Genomic DNA, 18,247 nt, shown 5'->3' on the forward strand with positions numbered 1-18,247 from the left:
CAGGTTTCGAGGCACATTAATTGCTTAGAATGCCGATTATTGATTCAATAGAATTGGGGTTGGCAAACGATTTGGTAAAAAGGAGGATGTTTATGAGTCATTTTGAACTGCCCGCACTCGAATTTGCTCCTGACGCTCTGGAACCTTACATTGACAAAGAAACGATGATGATTCACCACGACAAACATCATCAGACCTACGTCACGAACCTGAACGCTGCCCTTGATAAGCACCCGGAATTAAAAGACAACTCGCTGACCGACCTGATCGCTCACTTGGATAAGGTTCCGGAGGATATTCGAACCGCAGTCCGAAACAATGGCGGTGGTCACTACAACCATTGCTTTTTCTGGAAGGTCCTTATTCCCGGAGGATCGAATAAACCGACCGGCGCGCTAGCTGAGGCAATTGATAAACAGCTCGGCGGCTTTGAAAAATTCAAAGAAGCCTTCACTAATGCAGCCACCGGCCAATTCGGTTCCGGTTGGGCCTGGTTGATGGTCACGAAGCAAAATGTTTTGAAGGTAACCAATACACCGAATCAGGACAGTCCGCTCATGGACGGTGCAACTCCCTTGCTTGGCCTTGATGTCTGGGAGCATGCCTATTATCTGAAGTACCAGAATAGGCGTCCAGAATATGTTAAGAATTTCTTCAATGTCATTAACTGGGATTTTGTCTCCGACGTTTATAATAAGACACTCGACACCGAAGCTGTACATTAATGAAAATTCCGAAGTGATTTCGTTCACTTCGGAATTTCTGCGTTATGGCACGTTCCTTGATTTCGGATACCAAACATCGCTAAAATAGAAGTAATGCTTGCGCAAGGAGGTTTGATCATGAACGAAGGTTTAGGCTTAGGCCTTGTCACTGTTGAAGTATGCGACTATGGATCGCTGACCGTTCAGCACTTAGAAAAAATAGCCCGCCACCCGGAAGTCGCAGTGATGAACTACGATTGCCTGAACGTATGCGGCATGTGCAGTTTAAAACCGTTCGCAATGGTTAATGGGCAACGCGTTTTTGCGAACACCATCGATGCCTGTCTTGAAAAAATAGAACAAAAAGTTAACGAAGAATTGGACACGCTTCAATAAGTCTTACACATGCATAAATTTAATACATACCGGATACGGAACCGAGAGTTTTGCATCGAGTAAGCTCAGATGGCCAGATACCATATCCCGCTCAAACAAGACGAGATCCTCGGAATTCTGGTTCGCGACAACAAGAAATTGTCCGCTTGGATCGATTTCAAAATCCCGCGGCCAGTCTCCGATCGTATCCGCATGCTCGATCAGTGCAATTCTTCCGCTTTCCTCATCAATTTGGAATACTGCAATACTGTTGTGCCCGCGATTTGACACATAAACAAAACGCCCATCAGCACTGATCTTAATTGCTGCACCTTGACTGTGTCCCTTAAAATCAGCAGGCAGTGCGCTTACTGTCTGCATGATGGAAAAGTTACCGTTCTTCTCGTCAAAATGCAGCGCAATCACTTCGGAACTCAGCTCCGTCATCACATAAGCATAAGGTGCATTCGGGTGAAACACCAAATGACGCGGTCCGGTGCCCGGCGTAAAGTTCAGTTCACTCTGCTTGATCCATCTATCCTCAGTCAGATGGTAGGTTGTCAGCGCGTCAATCCCCAAATCTACTGTAACCGCAAAACGATTATCAGGGGTAAATTTCGCAAAATGAATATGCGGCGCCTCCTGACGAACAGGATCTGCTCCTGATCCTTCGTGCTTCATCTCCGCCTTTAACCGAACACCTCGATTTGGATCAGGTGCATATACACACGCCGTACCCTCGTGATAATTACCATCCAAAATACGCCTGTCTTCCCGATCGACACTCACATAACAAGGAGAAGCGCCCGTCTTCAGGCTTTGACCGAGGGGTTCAAGTGCCCCCGAAGTGTCAATGGTAAAAGCAGCAATTCCACCCTCCGATCCTCTTTTCACTACGGAGTAAAGATGATTGTTATTGCTGCTAATCGCAAGATAGGTTGGATTGCCGAGGTTCGCGACTGCATGCAAGTCAACAAGTTTCTTGCGCGTCGTATCAAGAGCAAATGAATAAATGCCCTCGCTTTTTCCTTTTGTATAGGTACCGATGTATCCGTTATAGATCACTGTACAGCCCCCTTTACTAAAAACAGCTTTTTATTTTCTAGAAATCACCTGCGTCCAACCGTAAGAAACAGCAAATGACTGATTAATAAGACAAGCAATGAGAAAAATACGGACAAGCTTAACATGACCATAAGTAAAAAATTAAAACGTCCGATCCAACAGGTAATCTGCATATGCAGTGCCGGATCAAGCAGTACGCTGAGCGCATTTGCCACAAGCAGAAGTCCAAAAAGAGCGCCTGCCCCGCTCCCGGCACCACGGATGTCTTCGTTGCTCAGCGACATACGCGATGAGATACATAGTGCGATTAAAACAAACAGCCAGAAAGCAGGATGACTGTAATTAGACACAGCAAACAGGCTCTGAAAGATTTGAAGAATTGCTTTTCCCAGCGCTGTCCATGAAGGCAAATCAAAGAACGAGAACTGTTGCGGAGCCTGAGACCAATCAAAGAAGGCGAGCGATGAATCATAAGTCATCCATTTCGCGCAAAGCGCGATGATCAAGCTGCCGCCGATCAGCGGTGCTACACCAATAAAAAGATTACCAATCCTTTGGTAAAGGCTGTTTGGATTATATGCATGACGCACGTAGCCCATCGTTCCATCGGTATCCACCGCCTGCAACAATTTGACTTCAGTCACACGATGACGAAAGATCAAGCACATAACGGCATGACTCAGTTCATGAATCGGCGTGCCCAACCAGGCAGTATAATAGATGCCCTTTATGCCGAACGCATGGATCACCCGTCCATTTGCCTGTCTCTCAAGAAATCCGAGAATAAAACCGCCGATGAAAAGTGCTCCGATCAAAGAGATAAACTGAACACCTGTCATTGCGACGATTCTTAAGACAATCGCCATCCACGATTGACCGCTCATCACTCAGCGCCTGCCCAAATGATGCTTATCCAAAAACGGCTTCAGAGCGAGACGTGGCGGCACTGACAAACCATGCGTGATTTGTTCTGTCCATGTTTCGTCACGGCGGCCGCCTGTCCGCGTGTGGTAGTAATCAGCGACTTTTTGATCATACTGGTTTAATGCGTCTTCGTTTCCCTTCTCTTCATATACATTTCTATGGAAGATGTTTTCAAACGGAAGCCGCGGCCGCTTTTCCGGATTCTGATCGGGATAGCCTACCGCAAGGCCGAATACCGGAAACGTATAGTCCGGAAGATGCAAAAGTTCCGCAGTCTTCTCGATGTCGCGCTGAATACTTCCGATATAGCAGATTCCAAGTCCCATGGATTCGGCGGCTACAGCCATATTCTGAGCGGCAAAAGCAGCGTCACCAAGCGCAACTGTGAGTCTTTGCGTTGTGTCCAATACCGAAGTATCCGCTCCGTTCTGATCACCAATCTTTTTGTTACGATACTGGTCTGCAACAAAGACAAAGAAATAACCATTTTCTTCAACATACGGCTGATCTCCGGAGATGGCGCGCAGCTGTTTCTTGATTTCCGGATCCTCAACGCCAATAATGGAAAAGGATTGTGTAAAACTTGACGTAGATGCCGCCTGTGCGCATGAAACAAGCAACTTTATTTGTTCTTCCGACAATGGCTGTGTTTTGAACTTGCGAATGGAACGATGATTCAACAAAGTACTGATGACTGCATTATGCATGAATCGTAAACCCCTTTGTGTGAACTATTTCTCTCAATTATACGTGATTCATCTCACCCATGCATGAAAAACGTATTGAGCATCAATCGCCTCCAAGCACAAATACGGGGGAAGCGGCGCTCACGCTGCTTCCCCTGCTAAGAAAAACCGGGCAAAAGCGCCCGGTCCTTCATTAAGTAACAAGTAAAATAAGCGGAGATTTTCCGGTTATATACACCATGGTGCTTGTTTTGCCTGTAAATAAGGGTAATTTTTCCGCTTATTCAGAGAAAAAACCTCTATTTTTACGTTTTTCGATTCAATAAGGGTAATTTCTCCGTCTATTTAAGCGATTTTACCATTCATTTTCAATTTAAGCGGAATTTTTCCGTCTATTTCTCAGATTGGGCGCTTGCCTGATCGCACACCCGAATCTTATAACGCTGATCATTATACCAGCAAGGCAGAACGACATACTTTCTTTTCTTGTAAGAAAAACCGGGCAAAAAGCGCCCGGTCCTTACTTTCACAGGATGTGATGGCTTTCGCGTTGCATGCAGGACGTACTTTCACAGGATGTGATGGCTTTCGCGTTGCATACAGGACGTATGCGTATTTAGCGAAAGCTCCTTTACACTTGCGAAAGCTCCTTTTTTAGCATTGGTTTGTGTCTTTACAGTGTTGAATCATCGCTTCGGTTACTCGCACCAACAGAGCACGACCGCGGGCGCACCGCGAGCCTCAGACAAGCAGAAATCTACGGGTTCTCTCTCGCCGGCACGCGATCAACAGGGCCGCACCCGCAGGCGCATTCGCACCTCCGCTTTGATTCTCGTCCAAGACACTGGCTTATTCGTTTAAATATGGGGCAAAATCCTATACTTTCTTATCTTGTAAATAAGCAAAGAGGACAGCTCTTTGCCAATTAATTTGAATCAAATTATTTTGTCAGTTCTTCGGTGAGTACAGGTACAATTTGTTTCTTGCGTGAAACAACACCTTTAAGTGTAGCTACATTATTGTCCAAGGTTACCTTGAAGGCTGCCTCAGCTGCCGTTGCTGCTTTTCCAAGGATCAGTGCTTCGGAATCACTGGTCAGAATATTGGTCACTGCAAGTACGAACAAATCAAGATTATTCGTATCAATTTCCTTGTTGATTGCAGCTTCGAGCTCCGCCTGACGAGAAAGTGCATCATTTGTATCCACAACGTTGACCTGAGCGATTTTCACAGCATATTTGCCCATTTCAAACGGCTTCACATCAATGGAAATCAACTCTTCAGCTGATTTGTCAGCAATGTTGGTTCCTGCTTTAAGCATGTCCAATCCATAGGCCTGAGTATCAACACCGGAAATCGTTTCAAGCTCCTTTGCCGCTTTCACATCTTCTTCTGTGCAGGTCGGCGATTTGAACAACAGTGTATCAGAAATGATTGACGACAACATGATTCCGGCAATCGTTTTGGATACAGGTACTCCGGCTTCCTTGTACAACTTGTTGATGATCGTCGCTGTGCAGCCTACTGGTTCTGCCCGATAATAAAGCGGCGTTTTCGTTTCGAAATTAGCGATTCTGTGATGATCGACAACAGAGAGAACGTCAACTTTTTCGATGTCGTCAGCACTTTGTGCCCGCTCATTATGGTCAACCAGATAAACGGCCGGTACTTCATTGGCAACGGTCTTTACCAGACGCGGTGCTTCAATTTGAAAATGCTTCAGCACATACTCCGTCTCACCATTCAAATCACCCAGACGAACTGCTTCTACATCTTCACCAAGTTTATTCTTCAGATCAGCGAATGCGATTGCCGAGCAAATCGCATCGGTATCAGGACTTTTATGCCCGAAAACAAGCACTTTTCCCATTTTGTCTACTCCTTATCGTTACGTATATTGGCTATTCACAGATATTCCGTTTATAGTCTCTCAACAAAACCATACCTTAAGTATCTGAGAATTTCAATAGCCAGCAGACATGCATTGATATGGCCATTGAATAATGCATTATTTTTGAAGTGATCCGTATAGAGACGTCATTTTCACTCCCGTCTGAGCATTTTCGTATTGGCAATATACAGCGCGCCGACCAGCACCAGAATGGCAATTGCATACAGCAGAACGGAATGCGGATGGTCGTGACTAACGATGATTAATCGGACAATTGCCGTTACACCAATATAGATGAAATAGCGCAGCGGAAAATGATAATGTGCTTGAAAATATTTGATGATTAACGCGATAAATTCAAAGTATAGGAAAAATACGAGAATACCTTCTAATAGATGATAGTAGGAGGCGTTCTCACTTAAAAAAAGATAGGTAAAAAATTGATACGTTTCCTTGATCAATGCGACACATAAAACAGCAGCAAGTGCAAGAAGAACAAGATTCAGTGTCCACTGAAGTACCGTTGTAATGAGCCAGTCAATTTTTTCACGATTCAAAAGATCACAACCTCCCTATCAATAATGGATCACATATATATTCTTCTGATTTTCAGATAGTACACAGTTACCTGAACAAAGGGAATGATAAGCACGACAACCATCGGATAAATCGAAAAAACATCTGTGAACAATGGATAGAAGCACATCAAGCCCGCACAAATTGGTGCCACCGCCCAAATCGTGAAAAAAGCGTCATGTGAAGCTTTAGCTGTGATGGCTCGCTCACGTTCATCATCTGATGGATTAACGAGCGGATAGATCCAAAATGATGATTTGTTTTTTCGTTTATTCCATAAACAATCGATTGCTTCGATGATCGCTAATAGAACCACCGGAAGAAACCAAACCACTTTTATTTCTACTGAAAAACCGCTTGCATCATTACGAATCAAATCCGCCAGTCCGTTTGTCAGTTGAATTAATGGAATCATTGCCAGTCCGAATGCGATAATGGTGCAGATCGACATCATTAGAGAAAACCACAAACGTTTCATTCTTTATCCGCTCCTTTCTCCAGTTCAAAAACATCCTCCATGCGCAACCTAAATACATCACAGAGCTGCAGACCGAGAAGGAGCGAAGGGACGTAATCCCCTTTTTCAATGGAGGCAATCGTTTGCCTCGTCACACCGACTCTCTCGCCCAGTTCCGATTGTGTCCAGTTATATCGCGCTCTCAATTCCTTGACTCGATTTACTAAATGCATGGCGTTCAGCACATCCAATGTTTAATCATCTATACATAATGTTAATTATATTTAACATTATAGATAAAGAAAAAGCGGCAGTCAAACGGGATGAACAAAAATCGTTTGTGCCGACCGCTTTATTAATTTTTCTTCAATTTTCTCGCAATGACATTACCCAGTGATTGGATAATCTGAACAATGACAATCAAGATAATAATAACCGCGTACATTACATCCGGTTGGAATCGCACATAGCCGAACTGGTACGCCAAGTCACCAAGTCCTCCGGCACCGACAAATCCGGCCATCGCTGTTTCGCCGATCAATCCGATCACCGCAATCGTTAGACCGAGAATGATCGATGAACGTGCTTCACGAATAATGACATGCCAGATAATTTTCGGGGTGGAAATACCCATGGACTGATACGCTTCAATGATGCCTTTGCTGACCTCAAGCATTGCTGTTTCCAAAAGTCGAGCAATGTACGGTGCACATGCAACGACGAGCGGAACAATAACACCTTTCACACCAATCGTCGTACCAACCAATGTCTTCGTAAACGGAAGCAGGAAGAAGAGCAGGATAATGAACGGAATCGATCGAATGACGTTAATTAATGAGTTCACGATCGTGAAAACCGCAACATTGTCCCATTGTCCGCCTTTCCGTGTCAGAACAAGCAGCACGCCAAGCGGCAGCCCGATCAGAATTGAAAAGGCGAGTGAAATCAGCGTCATCTGTGTGGTCTGGATGAACCCTTCCCAAATTGCGCTGCCCCATTCATTGATAAAGTCTGCCATTAGTCCTTCACCTCTTCCACAAGAACATCCTGATCCCGAAGAAAGCCGATCGCCGTCTCAATTTTTGCCTTATCGCCTTTCAAATGGACGAGCAGCTTGCCGACCGACTGATTCTTCAATTGATCAATGCCGCCGGCAATAATACTTGGCAAGACATCATACTGCTTAGCAAGTGTCGCTAGTACCGGATCCTTCGATGATTCTCCTAAGAAGGTCAGTTTGACCAATCGGCCCGATTTAAGTAAATCGTTCTTCACCGAGTCCGGAATCTGAAACTTGGATTCCGTGCTGATGAATTGCTTGGTCATCGGCTGCTGCGGTTGCGTAAACACATCGACAACCGAACCTTGTTCCACAATTCTGCCGTCTTCCATAACGGCCACACGATCACAAATACGCTGAATAACGTTCAGCTCATGAGTGATCAGGAAAATAGTAATGCCCAGTTCCTTATTGACCTTGAGCAATAATTCAAGAATTGCCTCGGTTGTATTCGGATCCAGTGCACTCGTTGCCTCATCGCTGAGCAGCACTTCCGGTTCATGAGCGAGCGCGCGGGCAATGGCCACACGCTGTTTTTGGCCTCCGGATAATTGGCTCGGAAAAGCACTCTGCCGATCTGACAATCCGACAATCTCTAAGTACTTTTCGGTGCGCTTCTTAATTTCTTCTTTCGGCACGCCTTCCAATTTTAGCGGCGTTGCAACATTGTCATAGACATTCGCTGTCTCAAGCAAATTGTAACCTTGAAAAATCATACCGATTTTACGTCTTAATTGCCGCAAGCCTTTTTTATTCAGCTCCAAAACATCCTGATCATCGACAAACACCTGCCCGTTTGTTGGCCGCTCAAGCAGGTTTACACAACGGATCAGTGTACTCTTTCCGGCACCGCTGAAACCGATAACACCAAAAATTTCACCTTTGTTTACCTCAAGGGAAACGTCCTTCAAGGCCTCAATCTTGTTCTTTCCAACACGAAACGTTTTTGACACATGCTGTAATTTAATCAAGATGCTTCCTCCTTACCAAGCAGGAACTACGGAACCGCCAAACTGTTTCTTAATGTATGCTTTGACTTCCTTCGATTGATAGTATTTCTTCAGCTGCTTGACTACTTTATCATTCTTATTATCGGTACGGACAACAAAATAGTTAGGGTACGGGTTGTTTTCAAGCGGTTCATGGAAAATAGAATCCTTCAACACTGTAAGACCTGCGCCCATCGCAAAGTTGGTATTAATTGCGGATGCAGTAACTTCACCAAGTTGTGCCGGAAGCTGTGCGGCATCCAATTCGATAATCTTCAGATGTTTGGGATTGCTGACCACGTCGCGTTTCGTTGATGTAATCCCAGCACCCTTCTTCAGTTTAATAACGCCGGCCTTCTCAAATAATTGCAAAGCGCGGAGCTCGTTAGCCGGGTCATTCGGTACTGCAATCTTGTCGCCGTCTTTCAAATCTTTAAGACTTTTAATTTTTTTCGAGTAGATCCCCATTGGAAAGGCCACGGTTTTGAACACATCAGTAATTTTATAGTTTTTATTTTTAATCTGATCCTTGAGGAATGGGAGCGTCTGGTAGCTGTTCGCATCCAGATCTTTATCGTTCAGTGCAATATTCGGCTGATTGTAATCGTTGAATACTTTCAATTTAATTGTCAATCCGTCTTTTTTCGCCAACTTAACGACTTGTTCCATTACTTGTTGGTGAGGACCGCCGGTCACACCGACCGTAATTTCCTTTTCACTCAATTCCTTTGAAGAACTATTGCCGCAAGCGGCCAAAACAAAAATTAAAGAAAATGCTAAAAACGCTGAGATAACTGCAGTAATCTTTTTCAATGTTTGCTTCCTCCTGTTTGTATATAAGAATACTCTGATTTCTAACCGAAGGCTTTTCCAATCATCCAGTTTTCCTAATTTATGAAGAGCTCGGAACTAATAAAGGCTTCCCTCGAGAAGAGAGAAGCCTGATCCGTTCATATCTTCTCTTATCTCTCAAAATCCAAATGGATTCTGCAGGAATTGGCACCTAAATTTTCATTTGGTTGCCGGGTTTCATCGGGCCAGTCCCTCCGCCGCTCTGGATAAGAAGTATTCAATTGGTTAGTGATACGATTGTACCGCGAAATCGCGAATGTGTCAAAACTTTGTCGTTAAGTTCCATATAGTTCCACAAACAAGCTGCTATTCTTAATTACTTAGCCGATTCAACGGTTGTCGCGTAACCTTTTGGGTGGCTGCTGTGCCAAGCCCAGGCATCGGCAAGTATTTCAGGAATGTTCGTGTGTTTCGGGTTCCAACCAAGCACACGCTTTGCCTTTTCAGGGGAAGCGATCAGCGTGCTCGGATCTCCCGCACGTCTTGGAGCCAGTTCAGCAGGAATAGCCTCTCCGGTAACTTTTCTTGCCGCCTCAATAATTTCCTTAACCGAAAATCCTTCACTTGAGCCAAGGTTGAATACATCACTCTTGCCGCCGTCAAACAGATAGCGAAGTGCCAGGCGATGTGCGGCGATCAGATCCTCAATGTGCACATAATCACGGACGCAGGTCCCATCTTTGGTTGCATAATCATCGCCGAAAATGGAGATATGGTCACGCTCACCGGCAGCAACCTGGAGAACAATCGGAATTAAGTGTGTTTCCGGATGGTGATCCTCCCCAATTGATCCGCCTTTACTTGCGCCGGCAACATTGAAGTAACGAAGGGCAACAAATCGCATGCCATACGCACGATCACACCATTTCATCATCTTTTCCATTGTAAGCTTGGTTTCGCCGTATGGATTGGTCGGCTGCGTCGGCATGTCTTCGGTAATCGGAACAACTTCCGGTTCGCCGTATGTTGCCGCAGTTGAAGAAAATACGATGTGTTTCACGTTATTATCGTTCATAACTTCCAAAAGAATTTGCATCCCGTAGACATTATTATTGAAATACTTCAGCGGCTTCTCAACCGATTCGCCGACTAAAGAATTGGCGGCAAAATGAATGACGCCTTTAATATTTTCTTTCTTAAATACAGAATCCAAGAACGTCTTGTCGCGAATATCTCCTTGATAAAATTTTGCGTTCGGATGAAGTGCATCCTTATGACCGGTCTGCAAGTTGTCGACAACAACCACATCCTCGCCGGCATCGATGAGTTGATAAACCGCGTGCGAACCAATGTATCCGGCGCCGCCCAATACTAAAATAGCCATAAAAAACCCCTTCTCATTGTCTTCTTTTGTCTACCATTTTCCACCTTATTGAAAAGCTTGACAAGCCCTATTCATCCGCATTTTTGAATTGAATCATCACTGACGTCTTTAATGCCCGCTCAAGATGTTTTTTATGTCTTTGTGCAGCTTGTTCTTCAAAATAGGCATCATCATGATAATAGGCAGTCAACTGAAGCTGCTTTTTCTTCGTCTGTTTGAGCGTTAATCGATTGACGACATGCAATTTTGTACGATCGAAATCATGTGCGAGACGCAACACAGCGCCGAGTGTCTCATACAGTTTCATGTCTTCTTTGGTTGCCATTTGCTGGAACGACTTGGCAAAGTCGCTGAGATTCGACCGATTCTTAAACGAAGCGATCAGCGCTACAGCCAGGCGGTCGCGGTGGCTGATCCCATTAATGTTCATATTAGTCAGTAAATAAAAGGTTTGTGCACTGCTGGATTCATTATTTATAAATTCCCCTAAATAAGCAAGATCCGCGCTATGCGAAAGCAACCAGGCAATGCGTTCCTCTGAATCGTCTCCTTTGAATAAATCCAATATGCCATCCAAGATTTGAAACGCTAATTTCTTCACATACGCAGTATGACGGCTGTCCAAATTAAAATTGCGCCGCAGCTGCCGCAGGCTTTCATTCAAAACATACGGGATACGCTCTTCATTCCTTTGTTTGAGCACCCATTCATAGAATACGCCTTCGCGCAACCCCTCTCCGCTCAACATAAACCTGTCTCCGCGATTCAGTTTCACAAGCAGATTAATAACCGCCGATGCAGGCAAAATAATATCCGACCGGTCTTTTGAGAGTCCGTCCATACTCTCACGTTCCTCAAGTGTCATCGAAGCCAATTTCTCTTTCAACTGATTTAGACGCTCACGCGGAATTGTATATTGATGGAGCCCCACCAATGGGTAATGTTCCTGGATCTGGTCAATACGCGCTAAATTTCTGGCGGTTCCCCCTATACCAATAATAGGAAGCTCATTGCCGCACAACCACTCAAGCGATGCGAATTCTTTCTTTATATAAGCCTCTAGTCGGTCTCCTGCATATGGATCATTGTCTTTGTAGAAGGTCTGGTACAGAGTGACAGCACCAAATGAAAAGGAGTGAGAATGGATCAGCCGGCGTCTCCTGAACATGGTAACCTCCGTACTGCCTCCACCAATATCAATCGTGATCCCGTTCTCTACATAAGTTGAATTAACGACTGCGAAATAGCCGTAATAGGCTTCCTTCATCCCTGAAAGAAGTCGAACATTGAGCCCGGTTTCATCGTAAACACACTTCAGCACTTCTTCACGATTTCTCGCTTTACGCATAGCAGCCGTGGCAAAAGCGTCAACAACGCTGACCCCTTGTTCATGTTCAATGATAAACTGAAATCTTTTTAGCACGTCCAAAAGGATGGACACGCCTTTATTGCTTAATTGATCATTTTCATCTATGTAGTTGCTTAATCGTGCGACGGTTTTAAAATTCAGCAGTTCTTTAGAAAAATAATCCTGATCAACGCCAATAATTACAAGTCGAATGGAATTCGATCCGATGTCAATGATTGCATGCTTTTGCAAAATACTCAAAACGTTCCCTCCCCCGCCTGTCCGTCGTGCCGTGCAAAAACAATTTTTTCTTGCAAACAACACCCTCTACTCAAAAGTATAACTTAAAAAAGACAAACTGCAAAAGCATGCCGTACCGTGACTGGAAACTATTTTGTTTGATCTTTGATTATTTTTGAAACATCAGGAAGTTCTGAGAGATCAAAACCATTTGCTTTCAAGTGATTCTCAATTGATCGAGTCATTTGCTTTAGAATGGCAATGCGGGCATACCATTTGCTATTGGCAGGGATAATATGCCAATGCGCCGCGGCTGTATCAGTTTTATCAAACATTTCTTCGGCTGCAGTCACATAGTGCTCCCATTTTTCACGATTTCGCCAATCCTCATCCGTGATTTTCCACTTTTTTAGCGGATCAGATTCACGTTTTTTAAAACGTTTGTATTGTTCCGCTTTATCAATGTGCAGCCAGAATTTATCGATCATGTAGCGATCATTCGTCAATTCTTTTTCAAATTCGTTAATTTCTTGAAAAGCACGTTTCCATTCTTTAGGTTCTGCCAACTGTTCAACGCGCTCGACGAGAACACGACCGTACCAGGATCGATCAAAAATCGCGATCTGACCATATTGAGGAATCTTTCTCCAGAAGCGCTGCATGTAATGGTACCGTTTCTCATGAGGCGCGGGTGCCGCAATTGGCCAGACACGAACCCCTCGCGGATCAAGATTCGCCACCGCTCGTTTAATCGCACCGCCTTTCCCTGCTGCGTCCCAGCCTTCGAAGACAAAAATCACACCTAAATTATGTTCGAGCAGCAGATGCTGCATCGACAACAACTTCAATTGGTACTTGGCTAACTTCTTTTCATAAGTATCCTTGCTGACAATTTCTTTTTGCAAATTTACTCCATCTAAACGGCCGCTTTTCATGTTACCCTCTCCTTTATCTGTAATTGCTTTAGGATATGGTATTCACTGTCTTTATATCCTTTTATTCGCTTCGTGCCTGCTGGAACTGACTTAAATGATGAAAGGCATAATTATTTAAAATACGTTCACACTACTTCTTGACGGAAACGTCAAAAACCAAAAAGAAAGCTGTGAGCATCGTGAGTTTTAAAGATGAAAAAGGTAAAAAAGCTGCAAAGCAATTTAATGAAGAATTTGCCGAACCGCTTGATGAACATTCTGTAGAAGAAAGAGAACGTGCACAACGTACCGGTGACCATGCGGATTCGAAAAATTATGCTGAAAACTTTGATCAGAATAAAGATCAAAATCATAACAACCGCTAATCACTAAAAAAGAACGGAACCCTAAGTAAAAAGGGTTCCGTTCTTTTCTTATTTTGCTGGCGTTTATGAACACAAACTTCAGCGAAGCTTTAATTTTTAAAGGAATGGATCGGAGCCGGAATTCTGCCGCCTCGTGCGATAAAATCAGCTGAAGAATTGCGGTTAACATCCATAACAGGAGCATATCCGAGCAAACCGCCAAATTCGACCGTATCGCCAACCGATTTACCGAGAGCTGGAATCACACGGACCGCCGTCGTTTTATTGTTAATGACACCAATCGCTGCTTCATCGGCGATCATCGCAGAAATCGTTTCTGCCGGTGTATCTCCGGGAATTGCAATCATATCAAGCCCAACAGAACAAACAGCCGTCATGGCTTCAAGTTTCTCTAAATTGAGAGCACCTCGTTCAACAGCGTGTATCATTCCGGCATCTTCAGAGACAGGAATGAATGCGCCGCTCAAACCGCCGACGTGACTGCACGCCATAACGCCGCCTTTTTTTACTGCATCATTCAACAACGCCAATGCAGCTGTAGTTCCATGCGTACCAACCGACTCCAGTCCCATTTCTTCAAGAATATGAGCAACTGAATCACCGACTGCCGGTGTCGGGGCCAAAGACAAATCGACAATACCGAAGGGTACACCGAGTCGAGTCGACGCCTCATGCCCGACCAACTGGCCCATCCGTGTAATCTTGAACGCAATTTTTTTAATCGTTTCAGATACGACATCAAATGGCTGACCTTTCACCTTCTCAAGTGCCCGTTTCACAACACCAGGGCCGCTCACACCGACATTAAGAACACAGTCCTCTTCGCCGACTCCATGAAAAGCTCCTGCCATGAATGGATTATCTTCGACGGCATTCGCAAAGATAACCAGCTTTGCGCAGCCCAGACCTTGCTGATCCTTTGTACGTTCAGCCGTTTCCTTGACGATGCCGCCCATTTGTTTCACCGCATCCATATTGATACCGGAGCGCGTTGATCCGACATTAACTGACGAGCAGACAAAATCGGTGGTTGCAAGTGCCTCAGGAATAGATCGAATTAATTTGCGATCGCCCGACGTGTAACCCTTCTGAACAAGCGCACTGAATCCACCGACAAAATTAACGCCTGTCGTCTTTGCCGCCTTGTCCAAAGTTTGAGCAAAAGCCGTATAATTCTCATCCTGCGTGGCCCCTGCCACAAGTGAAATAGGTGTAACAGAAATACGCTTGTGAATAATCGGGATGCCAAACTCATCGGAGATTGCTTCTCCTGTTTCTACCAGTTTTTCCGCCTGTCGTGTAATCTTGTCGTAGATTTTTGCTCTGGCTTTCGCTCCATCGCCATCAATGCAGTCCAAAAGCGAAATGCCCATCGTGATCGTCCGGATATCCAATTTTTCTTCTTCAATCATCCGAATGGTTTCAAGTATTTGTTTCGTTTCCATTATTTTTCGATATCCTCCAGCTTATAGACTGTGCATTGATGTAAAAATTTCTTCACGCTGAATTTTGATCTGAACGCCAAGCTCTGTTCCTTTATCAGCAAGTGACTTTTTCATATCGCCGAAGCTGCTCTCCGCCTCAGTTAAATCAAGAATCATCATCATGGTAAAATAGCCGTTCATAATGGTTTGTGAAACATCGAGAATATTCACATGAAGTTCAGCAAGCTTACCGCTGACGCCGGCAATAATACCTACGTTATCCTTGCCGATTACTGTTAAAATTGCCTTCACTTTTGCCACTCCTTGTTGTTTGTCTTGATTTATCTTTTTTAATATCAAAATTGGATGATGACTGTATTATTTTCAAGTGGACCTTAGTGCCATTATCTCAAGAAAATCGCTCGATGCAAGTGAATCATGAACATTGACAAAAAGAATCCATTCTTATAAGATTAGTTATGGTCTTTAAAGCGCTTTTGCGGGTGTAGTTTAATGGTAAAATTAGAGCTTCCCAAGCTCTCGTCGTGGGTTCGATTCCCATCACCCGCTTTAACTTCATTCAGCAACCCTTGAGAGCGATGTACTCGCTCTCTTTTTTGTGCAGTAAAAGTCAAATGCTGGTCACCTTGCCGAACTTGCTCAGATGTTCGATGCGGTTATAATCAATGATTTTCCATGAATTGCCGGCAGTAGCGATATGACTAATACACGTGTTAAACAGCTTTGTTTTTCCAGTCCCGATTTCTCCGCCGGACAGCAGAGCCAGAATAACATTGATCAGACCGCCATGTGCGACAAGCAGCACAGGCTGATCAGGAAAGCTCTGTTTAACCGTGGATAGCCCGCGAATGACACGTTTTCTGACCATCTCTATAGATTCCATTCCGGGAATGACACCATCCGGAAAGTGTTCGTCACGTTCAAGGATCGTCATACCGGATGCCTTTCCATACGCTTTTTCAATGAAATCTGCATTTTCAATAAGAGGCAATTTCCCCGTAAAGTTATTTATAATCTCGGCAGTTTGCTTCGCACGGAGCAATGGACTCGTCACAACAGCCGAAAACTTGGCTGACTGCAGAAATTTCCCAACCATTTCAGCCTGCTTTCTCCCTCGTTCATTAAGCGGTATGTCTTCGCGTCCTTGCAGCTTTCCCATTGCATTCCAGTCGGTTTCTCCATGCCTGACCAGGCAAATTGTCGTCATGATCAAACCTCCAAATTGTTCTTCTGATTTTCAACGATGCAGTGACATAAGGAACTTTTTGCTGCACGTTTTATTGGTCTTAGTCTTTATTATAACGAAAAATTATTTCCCGTGTCGTGCGTTTTCGAATCTTTCTGTACAATTATTCATAGAGCAGCATTATTTGTGATAATCGAAACAAAAAAAGCAAGGAGGAACCTCCTATGCATCAGAAAACAGAAAACAGAAAAAAAATCACGGGGACGCTATACGATTCCTGCGATCCGGAATTGGTTGCAGACTGCGTGTGTGCCCGAGAACGTGTCTGTACATTTAATTCATCGCTCGTTACAGAACGTGAACGGCGAATTGTGCTTCTTAAGGAACTTTTTGGAACGACGGGCGACAGAATTTATATTGAACCAACCTTTCATTGCAATTATGGGTATAACATTCATGTCGATGACCATTTTTATGCCAATTTTGACTGCGTGATTCTCGACTGTGCACCGGTCGTAATCGGTCATCATTGTTTGCATGCATCCGGTGTACATATCTATAGCCGGTCACCCGCTAATCCCCATTCATCTCACTTCTGGTTCATTAATCCTTCCGGTCCTTCTTAAGTAAAGGGTAAAATAAGCGGAGTTTTTCCGTCTATTTATCAGATGGGGACTTAACCTGATCGCTCACCATTAAGTGCGAATTGTGAATCTGCTTCTTATGACCTTATCGTCGTACCAGCAGCAAGGCAAAGTGCTAAACGTTCTTTACCTGTAAAAGATATTAAAGAGGCAGCCGCATGGTCGAAAAACGACCGATGAGACTGTCTCTCTTTTTGCTTTGATGACCAGCAGATTATCTCTGCCCTTTTATATATGGAACGCCGTCCGCCTTCGGTGCTTCGGCGCGACCCACGAATCCGGTAAGTACAATCAATGTCAGAACATATGGTGCCGTCAGCATGACCACCGAAGGCAAGTGATCCAAATATGGGATCTGCTGACCGGTTATGCTGAGTGCTTGTGCAAACCCGAAGAACATGGACGCACCCATGGCCCCAATCGGATGCCATTTACCAAAAACAAGAGCAGCCAGCGCTAAGAACCCTTGTCCGGCAATCGTTGTCACATTGTAGTTGGACGTGATCGTCACAAGATATACGGCACCACCGATACCACCGAACACACCGCTCAGTGCAACACCTATATAACGCATTTTGCTTACATTAATACCTAGGGTGTCCGCCGCTGCCGGATGTTCGCCGACAGATCGCAGACGCAAGCCGAATGGTGTCTTAAAGATGATAAACCAAACCAAAACCGAAACAAGGATCGCCAAATAAGACGTGTAGGTCACTTGCTGAAAAAAGACCGGTCCGATAAATGGAATCTTGGCCAAGCCGGGAATGCTGATTTTATCAATATTGTGTGTAATATATGGTGTTTGTCCCTTTCCGTCATAGATCATTTTCACAAGAAAAATTGTAAGTCCGGCAGCCAGAAAGTTAAGTGCCACACCGCTGACCGTCTGATCCGCACGGAATGAAATGGAAACAACTGCATGGATCAACGAAAAAATTCCTCCTGCAATGGCTGCAATGATGATCGCAATCCACGGCGAAGCATCTCCCAATCCTGCATGCTCCAAACCTAAAGTAGAGATAGCAGCTGTGAAGGCCCCGACTGCCATCAAGCCTTCCAATCCGATATTGACAACTCCGGAACGTTCAGAGAAAACGCCGCCCAATGACGTAAAAATCAGCGGGGCAGCCGTAAGCAGTGTCGAAGGAATAATAATCGTCAATACTTCAAAAAAACTCATT

At 44.5% G+C, this 18,247-nt stretch carries 21 protein-coding genes, 1 tRNA gene and 1 riboswitch; of the genes, 5 read left to right on the forward strand and 17 right to left on the reverse strand.

Going from position 1 to position 18,247, the window contains the following annotated elements:
• Nucleotides 1-92 precede the first annotated feature (92 nt).
• Both AC6F33_RS15685 and AC6F33_RS15690 read left to right on the forward strand, forming a co-directional pair.
• The gene (locus AC6F33_RS15685; RefSeq protein WP_255749615.1) at nt 93-725 is read left to right on the forward strand and encodes a superoxide dismutase; all 633 of its coding nucleotides are present in this window, start codon (nt 93-95) and stop codon (nt 723-725) included.
• A gap of 117 nt (nt 726-842) precedes the next feature.
• Complete coding sequence (locus AC6F33_RS15690; protein WP_255749616.1) at nt 843-1,100, forward strand: YuzB family protein; 258 nt, start codon at nt 843-845, stop codon at nt 1,098-1,100.
• A 3-nt stretch (nt 1,101-1,103) separates the two neighbouring features.
• Here AC6F33_RS15690 and AC6F33_RS15695 read toward each other — a convergent pair whose 3' ends face one another.
• From AC6F33_RS15695 to AC6F33_RS15755, 13 genes are all read right to left on the reverse strand, one after another.
• On the reverse strand, nt 1,104-2,144 hold the full coding sequence (locus tag AC6F33_RS15695; protein WP_500777417.1) for a lactonase family protein: 1,041 nt from the start codon (nt 2,142-2,144) through the stop codon (nt 1,104-1,106).
• Nucleotides 2,145-2,188: 44 nt separating this feature from the next.
• A complete protein-coding gene (locus tag AC6F33_RS15700) occupies nt 2,189-3,028 on the reverse strand; it encodes a hypothetical protein (protein WP_480948845.1) in 840 nt (279 codons plus the stop codon).
• 3 nt (nt 3,029-3,031) lie between these two features.
• Nucleotides 3,032-3,775, reverse strand: a complete 744-nt coding sequence (gene nfsA / locus AC6F33_RS15705) for an oxygen-insensitive NADPH nitroreductase (RefSeq protein WP_255749619.1) — start codon at nt 3,773-3,775, stop codon at nt 3,032-3,034.
• Between the two features lie 919 nt (nt 3,776-4,694).
• Nucleotides 4,695-5,624 carry a manganese-dependent inorganic pyrophosphatase gene (locus tag AC6F33_RS15710; RefSeq protein WP_500777418.1) on the reverse strand — a complete coding sequence of 310 codons (930 nt, stop codon included), beginning with the start codon at nt 5,622-5,624 and terminating at the stop codon, nt 4,695-4,697.
• A 173-nt stretch (nt 5,625-5,797) separates the two neighbouring features.
• Complete coding sequence (gene psiE, locus AC6F33_RS15715) at nt 5,798-6,202, reverse strand: phosphate-starvation-inducible protein PsiE (protein ID WP_255748829.1); 405 nt, start codon at nt 6,200-6,202, stop codon at nt 5,798-5,800.
• Between the two features lie 29 nt (nt 6,203-6,231).
• A complete protein-coding gene (locus AC6F33_RS15720) occupies nt 6,232-6,699 on the reverse strand; it encodes a hypothetical protein (RefSeq protein WP_255748828.1) in 468 nt (155 codons plus the stop codon).
• Entirely contained in the window at nt 6,696-6,911 is a 216-nt protein-coding gene (locus AC6F33_RS15725; RefSeq protein ID WP_255748834.1) for a helix-turn-helix transcriptional regulator, read from the reverse strand. Before AC6F33_RS15725 ends, AC6F33_RS15720 begins: the two co-directional genes overlap by 4 nt.
• A gap of 122 nt (nt 6,912-7,033) precedes the next feature.
• Complete coding sequence (locus tag AC6F33_RS15730; RefSeq protein WP_255748827.1) at nt 7,034-7,696, reverse strand: methionine ABC transporter permease; 663 nt, start codon at nt 7,694-7,696, stop codon at nt 7,034-7,036.
• Nucleotides 7,696-8,709, reverse strand: a complete 1,014-nt coding sequence (locus AC6F33_RS15735; RefSeq protein ID WP_255748826.1) for a methionine ABC transporter ATP-binding protein — start codon at nt 8,707-8,709, stop codon at nt 7,696-7,698. The genes AC6F33_RS15730 and AC6F33_RS15735 overlap by 1 nt, the downstream gene beginning before the upstream one ends.
• Before the next feature lie 12 nt (nt 8,710-8,721).
• Nucleotides 8,722-9,540 (reverse strand): MetQ/NlpA family ABC transporter substrate-binding protein, encoded by an 819-nt coding sequence (locus AC6F33_RS15740; RefSeq protein ID WP_255748825.1) that lies wholly within the window; start codon nt 9,538-9,540, stop codon nt 8,722-8,724.
• A gap of 146 nt (nt 9,541-9,686) precedes the next feature.
• Nucleotides 9,687-9,792, reverse strand: a riboswitch (SAM riboswitch).
• A gap of 103 nt (nt 9,793-9,895) precedes the next feature.
• The gene (gene galE / locus AC6F33_RS15745) at nt 9,896-10,903 is read right to left on the reverse strand and encodes a UDP-glucose 4-epimerase GalE (RefSeq protein ID WP_255748824.1); all 1,008 of its coding nucleotides are present in this window, start codon (nt 10,901-10,903) and stop codon (nt 9,896-9,898) included.
• 67 nt (nt 10,904-10,970) lie between these two features.
• Complete coding sequence (locus AC6F33_RS15750; RefSeq protein ID WP_255748823.1) at nt 10,971-12,512, reverse strand: Ppx/GppA phosphatase family protein; 1,542 nt, start codon at nt 12,510-12,512, stop codon at nt 10,971-10,973.
• Nucleotides 12,513-12,640: 128 nt separating this feature from the next.
• Nucleotides 12,641-13,426, reverse strand: a complete 786-nt coding sequence (locus tag AC6F33_RS15755; RefSeq protein ID WP_255748822.1) for a polyphosphate kinase 2 family protein — start codon at nt 13,424-13,426, stop codon at nt 12,641-12,643.
• 179 nt (nt 13,427-13,605) lie between these two features.
• Between AC6F33_RS15755 and AC6F33_RS15760 the strand changes: the two genes are divergently transcribed.
• Complete coding sequence (locus tag AC6F33_RS15760) at nt 13,606-13,791, forward strand: hypothetical protein (protein WP_255748821.1); 186 nt, start codon at nt 13,606-13,608, stop codon at nt 13,789-13,791.
• An 89-nt stretch (nt 13,792-13,880) separates the two neighbouring features.
• Here AC6F33_RS15760 and AC6F33_RS15765 read toward each other — a convergent pair whose 3' ends face one another.
• Nucleotides 13,881-15,236, reverse strand: a complete 1,356-nt coding sequence (locus tag AC6F33_RS15765) for a PFL family protein (RefSeq protein ID WP_480948847.1) — start codon at nt 15,234-15,236, stop codon at nt 13,881-13,883.
• A gap of 21 nt (nt 15,237-15,257) precedes the next feature.
• Nucleotides 15,258-15,527, reverse strand: a complete 270-nt coding sequence (locus AC6F33_RS15770) for an ACT domain-containing protein (protein ID WP_480948855.1) — start codon at nt 15,525-15,527, stop codon at nt 15,258-15,260.
• A gap of 187 nt (nt 15,528-15,714) precedes the next feature.
• Between AC6F33_RS15770 and AC6F33_RS15775 the strand changes: the two genes are divergently transcribed.
• Nucleotides 15,715-15,785 (forward strand) — tRNA-Gly (locus tag AC6F33_RS15775).
• A 61-nt stretch (nt 15,786-15,846) separates the two neighbouring features.
• Here the strand turns inward: AC6F33_RS15775 and AC6F33_RS15780 are convergent.
• Nucleotides 15,847-16,443 carry a histidine phosphatase family protein gene (locus AC6F33_RS15780; protein ID WP_255748818.1) on the reverse strand — a complete coding sequence of 199 codons (597 nt, stop codon included), beginning with the start codon at nt 16,441-16,443 and terminating at the stop codon, nt 15,847-15,849.
• Nucleotides 16,444-16,646: 203 nt separating this feature from the next.
• Between AC6F33_RS15780 and AC6F33_RS15785 the strand changes: the two genes are divergently transcribed.
• The gene (locus tag AC6F33_RS15785; RefSeq protein WP_500777419.1) at nt 16,647-17,048 is read left to right on the forward strand and encodes a maltose acetyltransferase domain-containing protein; all 402 of its coding nucleotides are present in this window, start codon (nt 16,647-16,649) and stop codon (nt 17,046-17,048) included.
• Between the two features lie 232 nt (nt 17,049-17,280).
• Here AC6F33_RS15785 and AC6F33_RS15790 read toward each other — a convergent pair whose 3' ends face one another.
• Entirely contained in the window at nt 17,281-18,246 is a 966-nt protein-coding gene (locus tag AC6F33_RS15790; protein ID WP_500777420.1) for an ABC transporter permease, read from the reverse strand.
• Nucleotide 18,247: the final 1 nt, after the last annotated feature.

The organism is Sporolactobacillus sp. BBK16-2 (assembly GCF_059878335.1).